Source organism: Microcoleus sp. N9_B4 (assembly GCF_036701635.1).
Taxonomy (GTDB): Bacteria; Cyanobacteriota; Cyanobacteriia; order Cyanobacteriales; family Microcoleaceae; genus Microcoleus.
Genome location: NZ_JAUBRC010000010.1, coordinates 50,928 through 66,113, shown reverse-complemented (window position 1 = coordinate 66,113; position 15,186 = coordinate 50,928). Strand labels below are relative to the sequence as shown.

General features: G+C 45.9%; 13 protein-coding genes. 5 read left to right on the top strand and 8 right to left on the bottom strand.

The features are described from left to right. Positions 1-37: 37 nt before the first annotated feature. Positions 38-1,942, bottom strand: a complete 1,905-nt coding sequence (locus QUA43_RS09195) for a serine/threonine-protein kinase (RefSeq protein ID WP_333373054.1) — start codon at positions 1,940-1,942, stop codon at positions 38-40. Between the two features lie 298 nt (positions 1,943-2,240). Between QUA43_RS09195 and QUA43_RS09190 the strand changes: the two genes are divergently transcribed. Further along, positions 2,241-3,770: a phenylacetate--CoA ligase family protein gene (locus tag QUA43_RS09190; protein ID WP_333373051.1), complete on the top strand. Its 1,530-nt coding sequence runs from the start codon at positions 2,241-2,243 to the stop codon at positions 3,768-3,770. A gap of 160 nt (positions 3,771-3,930) precedes the next feature. Further along, positions 3,931-4,266 (top strand): XisI protein, encoded by a 336-nt coding sequence (locus QUA43_RS09185; protein ID WP_333373049.1) that lies wholly within the window; start codon positions 3,931-3,933, stop codon positions 4,264-4,266. Between the two features lie 41 nt (positions 4,267-4,307). On the opposite strand, the gene QUA43_RS09180 is transcribed toward QUA43_RS09185, so the two are convergent. The 6 genes from QUA43_RS09180 to QUA43_RS09155 form a co-directional block, all read right to left on the bottom strand. Beyond that, positions 4,308-5,060, bottom strand: coding sequence for a Uma2 family endonuclease (locus QUA43_RS09180; protein ID WP_333373235.1), 753 nt, complete (start codon positions 5,058-5,060; stop codon positions 4,308-4,310). Positions 5,061-5,213: 153 nt separating this feature from the next. After that, positions 5,214-6,314, bottom strand: coding sequence for a Rho termination factor (modular protein) (locus tag QUA43_RS09175; RefSeq protein WP_333373047.1), 1,101 nt, complete (start codon positions 6,312-6,314; stop codon positions 5,214-5,216). A 429-nt stretch (positions 6,315-6,743) separates the two neighbouring features. Further along, complete coding sequence (locus QUA43_RS09170; RefSeq protein WP_333373044.1) at positions 6,744-7,457, bottom strand: ParB N-terminal domain-containing protein; 714 nt, start codon at positions 7,455-7,457, stop codon at positions 6,744-6,746. Continuing rightward, on the bottom strand, positions 7,457-8,959 hold the full coding sequence (locus QUA43_RS09165; protein ID WP_333373041.1) for an AAA family ATPase: 1,503 nt from the start codon (positions 8,957-8,959) through the stop codon (positions 7,457-7,459). The genes QUA43_RS09170 and QUA43_RS09165 overlap by 1 nt, the downstream gene beginning before the upstream one ends. A 182-nt stretch (positions 8,960-9,141) precedes the next feature. After that, positions 9,142-10,194 (bottom strand): fatty acid desaturase, encoded by a 1,053-nt coding sequence (locus QUA43_RS09160; RefSeq protein ID WP_333373037.1) that lies wholly within the window; start codon positions 10,192-10,194, stop codon positions 9,142-9,144. Between the two features lie 255 nt (positions 10,195-10,449). Beyond that, positions 10,450-10,656, bottom strand: a complete 207-nt coding sequence (locus tag QUA43_RS09155; RefSeq protein WP_333373035.1) for a hypothetical protein — start codon at positions 10,654-10,656, stop codon at positions 10,450-10,452. Positions 10,657-10,851: 195 nt separating this feature from the next. Here QUA43_RS09155 and thrC point away from each other — a divergent pair, with 195 nt between their 5' ends. Then, the gene (gene thrC, locus QUA43_RS09150; RefSeq protein ID WP_445301957.1) at positions 10,852-11,976 is read left to right on the top strand and encodes a threonine synthase; all 1,125 of its coding nucleotides are present in this window, start codon (positions 10,852-10,854) and stop codon (positions 11,974-11,976) included. Between the two features lie 446 nt (positions 11,977-12,422). Beyond that, positions 12,423-13,277 (top strand): formyltetrahydrofolate deformylase, encoded by an 855-nt coding sequence (purU, locus tag QUA43_RS09145; RefSeq protein ID WP_333373032.1) that lies wholly within the window; start codon positions 12,423-12,425, stop codon positions 13,275-13,277. A gap of 121 nt (positions 13,278-13,398) precedes the next feature. Here purU and QUA43_RS09140 read toward each other — a convergent pair whose 3' ends face one another. Continuing rightward, the gene (locus QUA43_RS09140; protein ID WP_333373029.1) at positions 13,399-14,013 is read right to left on the bottom strand and encodes a hypothetical protein; all 615 of its coding nucleotides are present in this window, start codon (positions 14,011-14,013) and stop codon (positions 13,399-13,401) included. 143 nt (positions 14,014-14,156) lie between these two features. On the opposite strand from QUA43_RS09140, the gene QUA43_RS09135 reads away from it, so the two are divergent. Further along, positions 14,157-15,182, top strand: a complete 1,026-nt coding sequence (locus QUA43_RS09135) for a YihY/virulence factor BrkB family protein (RefSeq protein ID WP_333373027.1) — start codon at positions 14,157-14,159, stop codon at positions 15,180-15,182. The last annotated feature ends 4 nt before the right edge of the window (positions 15,183-15,186 follow it).

The following is a 15,186-nucleotide window of genomic DNA, read 5'->3' as shown; positions in this document are numbered from 1 at the left end:
TATTATTGCCTGGGTTGATCGAGAGCGTCAATAGCAATTATTCCGCCGTCAGGTTCAACTCGTAAGCGATCGGCTCAGATGCTTGAGAAACTACCACGAATTCATAATAACCAGTATCATCCAGCAATCCCGACCAACTAAGCCCCTCTGCATCTTCCAGCAACGCTCGCGCGCCCTTTGTCCGCCCCGGAGTATAAATTGACAGTAGAGTAGATTGGCGCGGTGCTTGCAAATTCACGCGCAAAGTTTGATTTTGAGCGAACCGGGCAATGTAAGCTTTCCCTTCTCCGGGTTTGAGATTGCCTGTGAGGCTTTTGCTCTTCGATAGGCGGTCAAATTCAACGCTTTCGACAGTTGCTCCAGCTTGTAAGGCTTCGAGTTCGTCGGCAGTAATTGCTTGCCAAATTTGTCCGATCGGCAAACCAATGATATTGCGATCGCGCGGCTGTTGTGGAAACCAATAAAAGAACCTAGCATCAGCCAAATCGTACAAAGCCCGACTACTCAAATTCAGCTTGTTAACCTCAGTTTTCCAGCGATCGATATCTGTGGTGTCGTAACTGCCCAACCGCGCTCTAGCGTCGCTGCTGAGATTTTCCAGCTTGTCGAGCAACTCGTCGCCGATTTTCTGCCACCTTTCGCGCCACTGGCGATCTTCATCGCCTTCTTTTAACAATCGTCCCCCCAATTCCGGGTATTTGGCATAGAAAGTCTCGTCCACAAGGTTGACGTAACCGCTATAGAATCGATCGGCAATTTTGAGCTTTACAAAACGATCTTGCAAAGCATCTTCTTGCTGCTGCTTCGGGTTTGGAGACTGGGGAACTTTCTGCACTTTTGATTGCAGATTTAACAAAGAATTGCCCGCAAACCAGCCAACTCCCCCCATACTTAAGAGCACCGCCACCACAAACAAAACCATTTTCCAAGCAGGCATCTTTTGCTGATTGCCAATAGCAGCAACTCGCACCGGAGTTCCCGGCAGTTTTGGCGTGGGGGCGGGCACGGGTATAGGCGAGAAATCCGGCGGCTGCGTGATCCCAAAATCCGGGGCTGGCGGCAAAGGTGGCTGTAAAGGCGGATTGCCGGAGAGAGCAAGCATTACCTCGCGAGCCGAGGAGTAACGCTGACTCGGCTGTTGAGCAAGCATTTTATCCAGCACCAGGGACAAATTCGGAGACAGAGAACATTCCGCCCGCCAGTTCCAATTCAGGGTATGGCTGTCGAGCAATTGATGCGGTTCCTTCCCCGTCAGCAACACCAAAACCGTGGCCGCCAGAGCGTACAAATCGCTGTGGGGAGAGACGATACCCATCTGCATCTGTTCGACGGGAGCGTAGCCGAGCTTGCCGATGCGAGTCGCGGGGGCGGGAGTGCCGTTAGCCTCAGCGAACAGAGACTCTACGGTGGCGGCGACTTGTTTTACTCCGCCAAAGTCGATTAGCACGGGCATCCCGTCAGAACTCCGCAGAATCAGGTTGTCCGGGGAGATGTCGCGGTGAATCACTCCCAAAGAGTGAATGTATTCGAGCAGGGGCAAAATCTGCAGCAGCAATTGATTGATTTCTGCTTCTATAAACCGCAAACCCTGACGCTTGCGGGCGTCGAGCAAAAAGCGGTAAGTTTGACCGGGCACGTAGTCTTGGACGAGAAATAGGTAGCCTCGATCGCTGATACTGACGCGGAAGAGTTCGCGGAAGCGGGGGATTTGATTGTGTTGCAGCTTGTAGAGCACTCCCGCTTCCCGCTCGAACAGTTCCTCGGATTTTTGTAAAGCGTAACTTCCATGTACTTGGGGCGCAAATTCTTTTAAAACGCAGGGTTCGTTAAATCGGTGGGCATCTTCAGCGAGGTAGGTGCGCCCGAAGCCTCCGTGTCCCAATTCGCGGACGATGCGGTAGTGGTTGTTGAGAGTTATGCCGGGGTAGATGGGATTGTTCATGGGAACTTGCTGCGTCGGATTTTCACGCTTGACTGAGACTGGCAGTTTTGGACGATCGCTGAATTAATCTTGCCATAGTGTGTCAGTGTTTATTAGTCGATCGAGAGCTCGGTCATCACCTGTGATTGTTGTTAAAACAGCGGTTTCGTGCTATGGAAGTTTATCTACTGCACCATATTTTCGATCGACCTCAAAATGTGTTCAAATTTTTAGTGTCCAGCCCAATGTGCGATCGGGCGTTAGCGCTACTCATTGAATCTCGATCGAGGTGCAACATACCCATTTTAAGGAGCAAATAATGCAGCCAGAACAGCGTCAGCGAGCAATTGAGGCGTTTGAAGAGTTTTTGAGAGCGCCACTTGAGGAACGATTGCAACACCAGCAGAGTCGAGTTGCCGAAGCGGGGGCGATCGGGCTTTTTCAAAAAGTCGCTGCCACAGTACCAGCTTACCAGACTTTCCTAACTGAACATAACATCAATCCCGCCTCAATTAAAACCTTTGAAGACTTCCAAAAATTGCCGCTAATTACCAAAGAGAATTATTTACGCTGTCACCCGCTACCTCAGTTGTGCTACCAGGGCAAATTAGAAACTTGCGATTTCATTGCTGTTTCATCGGGTTCGACAGGAAACCCGACATTTTGGCCGCGTTTTATTAGCGACGAGTTGCAAATTGCCGCTCGTTTTGAACAAATATTTCACGACAGTTTTTACGCCGACAATCGCTCAACTTTAGCTGTCATTTGCTTTACGTTGGGAACTTGGGTAGGCGGAATGTACACGGCAAATTGCTGCCGCTATCTAGCGAGTAAGGGCTATCCAGTTACAGTTGTGACACCGGGGAATAATAAGACTGAAATATTCCGAGTTGTGCAGGAACTTGGGGAGCATTTCGAGCAAGTAGTTTTGTTGGGATATCCGCCGTTTATCAAGGATGTGATTGATAGCGGAATTGCTGGGGGTGTGGAGTGGCAAAAATATCGAATTAAGATGGTGTTTGCGGGGGAAGTGTTTAGCGAAGAATGGCGGAGTTTGGTGAGCGATCGCACTACTTCTGACAATCTATATTACAACTCGGCGAGCCTTTACGGTACTGCCGATGCGGGGGTTTTGGGCAACGAGACACCGCTGAGTATTTGCATCCGCCGCTTTTTAGCAAACAATCCCGAAGCAGCACGCAATTTATTCGGGGAATCGCGGTTGCCAACGCTGGTGCAGTACGATCCGAAAAGCCGCTTTTTTGAAGTTAATAATGACGGCACGCTGTTATTTTCTGGCGACAACGGCATCCCGCTAATACGCTATCACATCTCGGATAACGGCGGTTTAATTTGTTACGAAGCAATGCTCAATTTTTTGGCTGAATGGGGATTTAACCCTGTGGCACATTTGCAGCAAGCAGCAGCTATGAAAGTTTCTGATTTCCCCAGAGGCATTCGCTGCTTGCCATTTGTGTATGTATTCGGGCGATCGCACTTTACCGTTTCCTACTTCGGTGCTAACATTTACCCGGAAAATGTCACCGTAGGTTTAGAAGTTCCCACCATACGGGAATGGGTGACGGGAAAATTTGTACTGCAAGTCAAGGAAGATGCGGATCAAAATCGGTTTTTATCGGTGGTTGTGGAATTAGCAGCGGGGGTGGATGGCGACGAGGAGATGAAGCAGGCGATCGCATCTTCAATTCTCGCGCAATTGCGGCGGCTAAACAGCGAATTTGCTAATTATGTGCCACCAGAATATCAGTTACCTGTGGTGACATTAACTGCGATGGGCGATGCGGAGTATTTTCCGATTGGGGTGAAGCACCGATACACGCGGCAGTAAGTAGTTTGAATTGATGAGCTATCAGTTTGAAAAAGTCTTGTGTTATTCTATAAACAGGTGACAGTTGATGGTTCAGCTTAAAATATGCCAGCAAAAGACATCTACCACAATAGAGATTTAAACTAATAGTTTTTGATTCATTAAAGGAGAGAATTGTCACATGGATAGACTAGATGAATATCGCCAAATTGTTCGCAATGTTTTAGATAGTTATGCCCAGATTTCTTACCGACACGGAGAAATTAAAAGCAGCGTTATTGTTGACAGCGAACAAAACAATTTTTTACTGATGCACGAAGGCTGGCAAGGGCCTCAAAGAATTCACGATTGTATCGTCCATGTGGAAATTATCGACGGCAAAATCTGGATTCAACAAGATGGTATAGAAACGGGAATTACCGCAGAACTTGTAGAATTAGGAGTGCCTAAAGACAAGATAGTTTTAGGGTTTCATCCATATCATGTTCGGCAACATACGGGATATGCGATCGCCTAAACCAGCTTACTATAAAGGAAAATTGAATGAAAGGACGATCGCTAAATCGTATCGGGATCAATATTTAATTCTCGCAGTTTCGCGGCCAGGCGATCGGCTCGTTGAGCTTCTTGTCCGGCTCGTTGAGCCTCTTGTCCGGCCCGTTGAGTCTCGCATTCTGCAAATTCTTGAGGAGTAGGGACAAGCTCTCCTTCTGCTGTAAACAAACGCAATTTTCCCTCGCAAATTCCGAGACTCAAATCGAGTTGTTGACTCCGCAGATGCCCGAATTCGTTTGGTGCGATCGGTTGATATTCCCCGTCAACCAAATGAAACCCAGCTAATTCTAAAGTTTCTGGATCGAACCAAAAGTAATCGTGAGTGCGAAAAGTATCTTGATAGAGTTGTTTTTTAAAGTTTTTGTCTATATCCGCTGTTTTGGGAGACAGGATTTCAATGATAATATTGGGGTACTTTCCCTCTTCATCCCAAACTACCCAGCTTTTCCGAGTTTTGCGTTCAGTTCCGAGTACCACAAAAAAGTCTGGGCCTCGGAAGTCTTTCGATTTGAGTTGCTTGGGACTGTAATAAATGGTGAGGTTTCCAGCAGCATAGAAATCATTTCTATCTCGCCACAGCCATTCTAGACAGTTGAGGAGTAGGATTATTTGTCGGAGATGCAGTTCTGTTTCCACGGGAGGTTCGTCACTGTATAAATCGCCGGGAGGAAAGATAAAGTTTTCCGGTATCTCTTGTTCTACTATCTCTTGTTCCGGTATCTCTTGGGTAGTAGCTAATTCTGCGGTTGCGGACATGGCTGCTGGGTGAGGAGTAAGAGGTTGTGTGTCTATTTTAGCAAGCTTTTCATATCTCTGCCGAGGAGTATTCTCAAAGCCCGATCGCGCTTTTTGCCGAAACACGCGATCGAACACCGAACAGGTAGTCTTTAACTATTAGCAATTATCGTTTTATTGACCGTCAGTTTGTCTGAGAGCCACCAGAATTTCCGGTCGTTTCATCCGCGCGTAGCCCCGCACTTTCCGGTCTTTGCCGAGCGCCTTCAACCGTCTCAGCGAAAGACTTTCGTAGTCATCCTCTGGGGACGGGGACGGGGACGGAAACGGCAACTCTAACTGCAACTGCGGTAACTGAGGTTTTTGCTGTGCTTTCGACTGCTTTTTCGGCTGCGTTTTTGACTGCTTTTTCGGCGGTGCATCGGGCTGTATTTCGGAGTGAGTGGCTGCGGCTCCCAGTTGGCGGCGGAGCGTTTCAATTTGATTTTTCAGGTCATTTTCTACGTCTTCAATAGCGTCGAAAACAAACTGATTAATTGTTTGAACTGTGCGTTCTAATTTTATTGACAGCAGTTTTTCCAGTTCATCCAACTGTCTCAAAGCACCTTCAAGATTTACCTCAGAAATAACAGCAGATGTCGGCGGACGGTTGCTGCTCGATTGTTCAATTTTTTTAGCCATTTTATCTACCTTTTCATTAAATACTTTTTCCACTTGTTCGAGCAAATGCTTAATCTGTTCTATTTGGTTACGCTCAAAGTTCTGCTCAGTTAGAGCTTTTACTTGTTTTTTTAGTAGGTCTTCATTTTTTTTAACAGATTGTTCTATTTGTTTTGTTAGACTATCTACCTTTTTTTGAAATGATAGCTCAAATTGTTGCAGTAGAGTCTCAATTTGTGCCGTTTTATGAGTCTGTTGCGGAGCTAAATGTTCCATTTCTGCTTGAGCAACAGCTACCTCCTCGTCGGTCATTTCAAATACCCACGCCCACATTTGCTCGATGCCGAGTTCTTTAGCAACAATACACCAATCTGAGCCGCAAACAACTTCATATTCTTCTTCGTTGCTGTAAGCTTCTGTAGGGCGTACAATTAAAGGAATTAAGTTGCTGCCTTGCTCGATCAGACTTCTCCTGAGAGCTTCGCGGCGTTCGCGAGGAATTTCGCCCCCCTGAGCCTCTGGTACTGCTATTTGGGAAGTGTAAATCTGACTGTGACTAATTGGCTTTATCCGCAAATATTCAACTATTCGGTTTTGATCGGACGATCGATCCATCTTGTTACAAGTCCCCTTTTGTCATTAAAATCTGGTGTGTAGGTATTTATGTATATCTACGCGGCTTCCCGTGGGGTGACATCCCTGGCGATGGCGTCCCGCCCTCGCCCGTGCTACGGCAAAAGTTACTGCAATTCCTAAAAAAAGCGACTGTGATGAGTTTAACTGGCTGTGGGACACCAATGATCCACTGCTTTACTCATCTTTACTTTTTTTGGCGTCAGGGCGATCGGGCTGGCGTTGCGAGTTGCGATCGCAATTGCGATTATACGAAAGCCAGCTTTAATATCGCCCTTATTCTTTAGTCTCAAGCGAGAGGGGCGAAAGTTTCTCTAAGATGGGTTTCAACCGCCGAGTCATATCGGGTTTTTCAAATTTTGTCGGGCGGGCTTTGAGCGCCCCAAAAATGCACTTGAGATGGCTGAAAGCTTATAAATATTTTTGCCACTTGTCAATAAGCTTAATCATTGTTTTCTCGCCTAACCCTTTACCTTTCATGCGTTCCAACACATTTTCAAAAGATGCAAACTGTTGCAAATCTCGCTCTTTGATGATTTGTTCTATTGTTTGAGCTTTTATGCCAGCATTTTTCAAATTTGTAGCCAATTTGAATTTATCTTGAGTGTTGAGTGCTTCCAACAGCGGAACAGGTTTGGGAATCCGACTTTCAACATCTTTAACCCTCTCTATCAGCGCCTGTTTTTCCCGCGTATACTCGGCTTTCAATTCATTAATTCTGTTTTCCAATCGAGTTTCAATATTTGTCAGCCGCTGTTCAAAGCTGGAGGAGGGTTGCGGAACCACAGTCACAGTCGGATTGTCAATGATTGCGGTTTTTCTGAGAATTTCAAGTTGTTCGAGGAGAAGTTCTTCATTTTCTTCTTCCAGGATGAATGCTCCGATTGTCTCGCCTTTGAGAGGTTCTATTTCCTTTGCTCTCGCCGCTGCGTAGTATTCAAAATTTCCGTCTACTATTTCGTAAGCATCCATACCGTTTCGGCGGACAATTATCGGATTAATCAATCCTCCTGACTCTAAAATCAGTCGCGCTAATTTATCCAAATCAGCATCTGCAAAATTGGAACGGGGAACTGCGGATGTTATTTTTTTAACTGCAACCAGTGACGGAGATAATCTTTTCATTAGTTTTTACCTATTTTTTCCAAAACTTCGAGTGCTAGCATTTCAAATTCTTGGGATGCGATGCAATCAGGCTTAAAGTCTAGCACTGAAATGGGATCGGCGATTTCCATATTTCCCACGATTTGAAATTGTTCTGCACACTTTGCTAAATCGTCTCTCTCGTAAATTACGCTGTCCATGATTTCAAAGCCGTAACGTTTGGGAATTGCCTCCCTCCGCTTGGGCAAACTGTACTGTACAAATTTAACATTAGTTGAGATTTTGCAAGGGAGTACGCCTAAAACTTCTAGAGGTTTCTTGCTAATTTGTTTTTTGAATCCATTAACTTTTTTAATAAAATCCTTGACATTAATCAGTCCTTGATTGGCAAAAGGTTTTAAGTCAGAAGGAATAATTAAATAATCGGCCGCAATTAGGGCAACTCTAGCATAAAAATTCAAAGATGGTGGCGTATCAATCAGTACAATATCATATTTATCCTGTACTTCTGCTAGTTTCTGAATTAAAATCATTCGGCTGTAATCTAGTTGATTGAGTTCCGTTTCATATTGCATTAAATCAATGTGGGAAGGAATCACATCTATTTCGGGATTGCAAAAATTAGACTTGCGAGCTACTTCTGCGAGCGAGAAAAACTCTTCTGATTGCAAAACTTGAAGAATATTATTATCTTTCAAATCATCTTGTTCTTCATCCTCAAATTTTACTAAACCTGTCGCAAATGTTGTATTCGCTTGACTGTCTAAGTCTATCACCAAGACTCTCTTACCTTTCTTGCTCAGCGCGGCGGCTAAATTGACTACTGTTGTAGTTTTGCCAACGCCGCCTTTATTGTGGTAAACTGCAATAATTTTCATAGTATTTTGGCTTTTTTGGGGAACGGTTACATCGGATTTAACTTGAGGCTTAACTGGATAAGTTTCAGGTATTTGTTCCGGTTCAGAGATTTGACTTGGCTCAGGTTTTGCGGTGGCGGGATTGTTTGGCTGTACTGGGACTTCGCTAACTAACTCAGGACTAACCAAATTAATTTTACTATCTTCCAGTTTGAGATTATCGGGATTTTTTCTAAATTTTAAACGATCTCTGCCAATTAAAGCGATAATTTCATCAATTCTATTTTCAAGGTCTTTTCCAGCACACTTAAAGACTAGCTGAATATCATCGGCGACTCTTTCGTAAATTCTAATTTCTTTACCGTTAGTTATGAGTCCGTAGCGGATGCTCAAACTTGTTAAATAGCGATGGAGTTTTCGCAGGTGGCGGTCTAAATTTTCCTTCGGATGTTTAGCCTCCATAACTACACTCATCGGCGAGTCTGCATCGACAACTATGGGAATAACTTGGGTGGCAAATGAGAGGAAGTCTAGACGAATATTCCCAAATGCGATTTCTTGGTGCCAAGTGTCGGGGGTATAGCCTAGTTTTGGTAGCAGATAGCTGACAATGAGTTTGCTTTCTACTTCGCTTTCGTTGCGACAGTTATTGGGATTGAAAGTCATTCGATTTTAGATTTTAGATTTTAGATTTTAGATTGGGAATGACTGATTTAATAATGGTACGGATTGTGATATTGACAGTAGGGTACGTATTCCGCACCTTACAAAAGCTACGGATTGTAATATCGAAAAACCCGGTTGTGTTTGACAAACCGGGTTTTTCGGGCATTTATCGCGTTAAAAATTTACTTTGTTTTAGCGTTAAATTCCTGCAATGTTTGATAGCCGCCAGCGGGATTGTACAAGTGACAGTTGTCGGTTATCCGCTTCATCAAAGACCAAGAAAACTCGGTTTCGTAGAGATGATCTTGCCAATTTTCCTTTAAGCTGCTGTGGGCGAGGCGCAAATTGTACCAGGGAATAGCAGTTGAAAGGTGGTGGGGAACGTGCACGTTAATGTCGTGGCACAGAAACTCTACCCAGCGGGGATAATCGCAGTGAACTGTTCCTGATAGTTGCGCTTGGGCTTCGTTCCATTCTTCCGGTTTTTTAAAGGAAATATCTGGTGCTGTGTGGTGAACCATCGTAAAAGTGCTCATCCAGAAATGGTAAACCAGCCAGGGCATCAACCAAAATTTGACAAATCCCCAAATGCCTGTGGTTGCAATTAAAATCGGGAATCCGATCGCAGCACCGATTAAAACGACAAAAACTGAAAACCGCACTTGTTCTTGTTTCTGTTGGCCTTTGAACCGCCACCACATAAAGTGCACTTTTGCCCAGTGGGCGATCGAGCCGATCCACCACATCCGACCGAAAATTAAACTATAAGCTATTTGTAAAGCCTTGGGCGCGCCAGTGTAGTCTGCTGCTGTCATCGGGTGCCAAGCATTATCCTCACCAAGTTTATTGGTGTGCTTGTGGTGATAATTGTGGCCGTGCCGCCATGCGTGAAACGGATAAATTAACGGCAGAAATGCAATATGTCCGACTAAATCGTTTACCCAGCGGCGGTTAGCAAATGACCGGTGCCCGCAGTCGTGGCCGATCACAAAAAAACCGGTTAATCCGGTACCTGTGAAAATCCACATCAGGGGTAGTAGAAACCAAGGAGATACTGCTATGCCCCAATAACCAACAGCAACGAGTAAAACGTTGACGATTACTTTTGTCCAAGCTTTGCGGGGGTTTTTGACGAATACTTCCCGCGGCAGGGTTTTGAGAATATCTTTGAGGCGCAGGTTGGAGGTGTCACTTGCGGATGTCAAATTTAGTGGTTTTTCGATCGATGCTGTCATAAATTGATTTCGATTCTCCGTATGCCATGAGCATGGCTTAACAAAATTAGCGCATAAAAAAGCGCAGTAAAAGGTCAGCTCGTTGCCAGCAAGCAGCAGACGAGTTGAGCTGTAGGCAAGCGCGTTTTAGCAAATGCTAGCGATCGCTATCCGCAGTTAGGAATTTCTGGCACTTTCGGCAAAAAATACTGCGGGTAGCAAAACCTTTGTTTTTATAACACAGGGGCAGCAACAGCAATTAGCGACTGTTGTCTGCTAATTGCTGTTGCTGCCAGAAATAGGGTCGAGAGCCGGCAAGCCAGCGATCGAGCGTTGCTGTTTGAGGCTTTGCACTTCCAGCAGCAAGGATTCGATTTCCGCTTGCAAGTGCAGGAACTTAACTTGCTGATCGGCTTGGTAGGGGCATTTCACCGAATCTACTTTGCGGGCAAAACTGGTCGATAGGGTAGAAGAACTAGCCATTTCGGGGTTGCTCGCGGTAACTTGAGGCCGGGAAAGAGTGGATGAATTATTTGACATTAGTAATTGGGTAGACATATCTACACATTCACACCATTAAGTTACTTTAACCTGAACCGATCGTATTAAACATCAAATTAACCGATCGAGCTAAAATTAGTGTAAATTCCTTGGCCATTGCCTAAAACCATTGACATCGTGACCCTGATTCTACCTGCTACTGACTCTGCTCCTAACTCTGCTGCCCGCGCCGCCGAGCCGAAACGCTACGGCTGGCCGGGCTTGATCGAAGCTTATCGCCCCTACCTGCCGGTGACGGAAACCACGCCGGTAGTGACCCTCCAAGAGGGCAACACTCCCCTAATTCCAGCACCTGCGATCGCCTCTCTCATCGGTAGAGACGTGCGCGTCTTGGTGAAATACGACGGCCTCAACCCCACTGGTAGTTTCAAAGACCGGGGGATGACAATGGCGATTTCCAAGGCGAAGGAAGCTGGTGCCGAAGCTGTCATTTGCGCCAGTACGGGCAATACTTCGGCCTCCGCCGCCGCCTACGCCCGACGCGGGGGAATGCGAGCTTTCGTGTTGATTCCCGAAGGTTACGTGGCTTTGGGCAAGCTGGCGCAAGCTTTGCTTTACGGTGCGGAAGTAATTTCGATTGGGGGAAATTTCGATCGAGCCCTAGAAATTGTCCGCGAAATGGCTGTCAATTATCCGGTGACATTGGTCAACTCCGTGAATCCTTACCGCTTGGAAGGCCAAAAAACCGGAGCTTTTGAAGTGGTGGACGCTTTAGGCGACGCCCCAGACTGGCTGTGCATTCCGGTGGGAAATGCGGGAAACATCACAGCATACTGGATGGGTTTTTGTCAATACCACCAAGCCAAAAAATGTTCGCGCTTGCCGCAGATGATGGGATTTCAAGCTGCCGGGGCTGCGCCGTTGGTAACGGGCTCACCGGTATCGCACCCAGAAACCCTGGCGACAGCAATTCGGATCGGCAACCCCGCTAGCTGGAAACAGGCGATCGCAGCTTCCGAAGCCAGCCGCGGCAGTTTTGCCGCAGTCACCGACGCCGAAATTCTGGACGCTTACCGTTTGTTAGCATCACAGGAAGGAATTTTCTGCGAACCGGCGAGTGCAGCTTCTGTGGCCGGATTGCTGAAGGTAAAAGACCAAGTTCCGACTGGGGCGACGGTAGTTTGCGTGCTGACTGGTAACGGTTTGAAAGACCCGGATACCGCAATTAATCACAGCAACAATCAATTTAAAAGTGGCATTGCTCCGACTTTGGATGCAGTAGCTGGGGCGATGGGGTTTTAGAAGAAGGAAGAAGGAACAGGGAAGAAGGAAGAAGGAAGATAGAGACAGGCAAGATGCCTGTTCCACTCTTAGTTAAAATCTCTTGTGGGGAGTAGGGTTTGGGCATCTTGCCCGCCCGTAAGCCCATCGAAACAGGCAAGATGCCTGTTCCACTCTTAGTTAAAATCTTTTGTGGGGAGTAGGGGTTGGGCCGGAGAGCCCGCCCCTAAACCCATCGAAACAGGCAAGATGCCTGTTCCACTTTTAGTTAAAATCTCTTGTGGGGAGTAGGGGTTGGGCCGGAGAGCCCGCCCCTAAACGCGACATCCTACATTTTATCCTGACATATCTATGCACCCCAAAAATCAGGATGAGATGACAATTTATGATCGGAGTTAGTATCAATAAAATTCTATAATATAACTTTTTTATCCATAAACTCAGCGAGACAGTTTTGTTATTATACCATGACTAGCCCTACTGCAACCCTGTTAATTGCCTGTCCCGATCGCAAAGGACTCGTCGCCTTACTTGCCAATTTTATCGCCTCCCACAACGGCAATATTATCCACGCGGATCACCATACAGATTTTACCGCCGGATTATTTCTGAGCCGGCTAGAATGGCAATTAGATGATTTTGACTTAACCACCGAAAAAATAACACCTGCTTTTAGTGAAATTGCCAAAAACTTACAAGCCAATTGGCAATTGCATTTCTCTCATAAAATTCGACGCATCGCAATCTGGGTAAGCCGTCAAGATCACTGTTTATTAGACTTGATTTGGCGACAGCGAGCGCAAGAAATCAGAGGTGAAATTCCGCTGATAATCAGCAATCATGAAAATTTAAAGCCCATTGCCGCACAATACGGTATCGACTTTGAGTATATTCCCATTACTAAAGACAATAAAGCTATTCAAGAAGCACAACAGTTAGAACTTCTTAAAAAATATCAGATTGATTTAGTAGTTTTGGCTAAATATATGCAAATTTTGAGTCAAGACTTTATCATGAAATTTCCCAATGTGATTAATATTCACCATTCATTTTTACCCGCGTTTGTGGGTGCAAATCCCTACGAAAGGGCTTATGAAAGAGGGGTAAAAATTATCGGTGCAACAGCCCACTATGTTACACCCGATTTAGATGCTGGCCCGATTATCGAACAAGATGTTGTGCGCGTGAGTCACCGCGATGAAGTGTCCGATCTCGTTCGCAAAGGTAAAGATTTAGAAAGAGTTGTGTTAGCAAGGGCCGTGCGATATCATTTACAAAATCGTGTTTTAGTTTACGGCAATCGGACTGTGGTTTTTGCTTGAAAAGTAGGCTTCATACCAAATCCGAGCGCTCGTTCATATTTATTTTGGAGTGCGAGCTTCTAGCTCGCGAGCTAGAAGCTCGCACTATATAATAATTGCGATGCTACCGGATTTGATATTGCTAACTTCCAAAAGGTGGTAGCTGAAGTAACTGATTTTTAGAAGCCGGAAGTTGGGCGGGATTGTGGCGGATTTCGATCGCACTTTCGCCCGAATTTTCCCTGGTAACAGGTACTATCTCTAAAGAGTATGCTGTCTCGGTTTTTGCAGGGGCAGGATTTTGGGCTTTCGTGAGCAAGTCAACAGCATCTCCGAGGGCGCTAGTTAAATTTTTGCTAGTTTCGGCGTGACGGGCTTCTTCTTGTTTGAGGGCTTGAGTGAGTTGTTTAACTTGTTCGATCGCCCGATCGCGCTCTTGAAGAACTTCTGCTAACTTAGCTTTAAGTTCGCCTACTGTTTGCAGTTGTTCGACTTCCTGCTGGCGAGCAACTCCAGCATCGTCGCCTTCGGGCATAATGGGGGAAAAATTTTGTAATTGCTCTATTTGTGCTTCCAGAGAAGCGATGCTTTGCTGAGTTAATTTAGCATCATTCCGCCGCTGTTCGGCTTCGGTATTGTAGAGTTGGCGCCACTGAGCGGCACTTTCACCTGCCTCATCTCGATCGCGCGAAACTTCTGTTAACTGCTGTTGCAGCCGCTTGATTTCATCTAACCACTGTCTGACATCCTGAGCCATAATATTGATTTTAGATTTTAGATTTTAGATTTTAGATTGGGGAATTGGGAATTGGCAATTGGGAATTGGCAATTGCGAGTTGATAATGGCTTAATTAATTAACGACTTGTGTACCTCATCTTTCGCCCCGTTGCCTGTGCGCTATGAACATTTTTTACTGGTTGCGCTACCTGATTTTAGCTTTGTTTAAGGCGCTTTTAAGGCTGCTTCGAGTTCTCAAACGGAAATTTGGTGGTTTTTGGCTGTTTTGTCGGTGTTTGACTTGGGGCACGCTCAAGGAAGTCGGCGCGAAGGCAGGAGAACAGCGCTTGCCGGGGCTGTCTGCGGAAATGGCCTACAATTCTATGCTGGCGCTGTTTCCGGGGCTGTTGGCTATCTTATCTGCGATCGCCCTTTTTGAACCTTTGCAGTCAACACTGTATCAAATCGCCCGTCTTTTGGGCGAAGTTATACCCGATAACGTTCGGAATTTGATTGGTGGCTTAATCAAAGAAATTCTGTTAACTCGAAGTAAAGGGCTGTTTTCGGTGAGCTTTCTTGGGGCGATTTGGGCATTTTCTGGAGTAATGAGCGCGGCGATGGCTGCACTCGATCGCATCCATGAAATCCCCAGCGCTCGAACTCGACCATTTTGGAAAGCAAAACTTATTTCTCTGGCGCTGAGTGTCGGCACAATTATACTATTGATTCTGGCATCGGGAGTAGTATTTGTCAGCGACTTAATTGTGCAAGCTATTGCCCGCCAGAGTTGCTTGCTGGAGTCCGTCGCCAATTGCGATTTAAAAGATGTTCAAAGTTGCTTGCTGCTCGCCGACAATTGCCCTTTGGAGTCGCAATTGTTAGGTGTTTGGCGGCTGTGGCGGTGGCCGATTTCTTTGGGAATTGTATCACTGGCTTTTGCCTTTGTTTACCGCTACGGGCCGAGCCGCCACCAAGCAGATATTCCTATTTTGTCGGGAGCAGTTTTTGCTGCTATTTTGTGGGCGCTGTTTTCAGCTTTATTTCGGTTTTATGTTTTGCATGTGGGCAATTTTAGTTGGGCTTACGGCACGATCGGAACTTTTATTGTGTTGCTGCTATGGCTCGATCTTTCTTCTTTGGTGATGCTGATCGGCGCTCAGTTCAATGTGACAGTGGGGAAGGCAATGAACCAATCAAAATTAAAATAATTTG

Bases quoted from the DNA above. Each gene is read 5' to 3' on its own strand.
- QUA43_RS09185 (WP_333373049.1), top strand. From the start codon at position 3,931: ATGGATAGACTAGATGAATATCGCCAAATTGTTCGCAATGTTTTAGAT.
- QUA43_RS09175 (WP_333373047.1), bottom strand. From the start codon at position 6,314: ATGGATCGATCGTCCGATCAAAACCGAATAGTTGAATATTTGCGGATA.
- QUA43_RS09195 (WP_333373054.1), bottom strand. From the start codon at position 1,942: ATGAACAATCCCATCTACCCCGGCATAACTCTCAACAACCACTACCGC.
- QUA43_RS09190 (WP_333373051.1), top strand. From the start codon at position 2,241: ATGCAGCCAGAACAGCGTCAGCGAGCAATTGAGGCGTTTGAAGAGTTT.
- QUA43_RS09140 (WP_333373029.1), bottom strand. From the start codon at position 14,013: ATGGCTCAGGATGTCAGACAGTGGTTAGATGAAATCAAGCGGCTGCAA.
- QUA43_RS09135 (WP_333373027.1), top strand. From the start codon at position 14,157: ATGAACATTTTTTACTGGTTGCGCTACCTGATTTTAGCTTTGTTTAAG.
- QUA43_RS09180 (WP_333373235.1), bottom strand. From the start codon at position 5,060: ATGTCCGCAACCGCAGAATTAGCTACTACCCAAGAGATACCGGAACAA.
- QUA43_RS09165 (WP_333373041.1), bottom strand. From the start codon at position 8,959: ATGACTTTCAATCCCAATAACTGTCGCAACGAAAGCGAAGTAGAAAGC.
- purU (WP_333373032.1), top strand. From the start codon at position 12,423: ATGACTAGCCCTACTGCAACCCTGTTAATTGCCTGTCCCGATCGCAAA.
- QUA43_RS09155 (WP_333373035.1), bottom strand. From the start codon at position 10,656: ATGGCTAGTTCTTCTACCCTATCGACCAGTTTTGCCCGCAAAGTAGAT.
- QUA43_RS09160 (WP_333373037.1), bottom strand. From the start codon at position 10,194: ATGACAGCATCGATCGAAAAACCACTAAATTTGACATCCGCAAGTGAC.
- QUA43_RS09170 (WP_333373044.1), bottom strand. From the start codon at position 7,457: ATGAAAAGATTATCTCCGTCACTGGTTGCAGTTAAAAAAATAACATCC.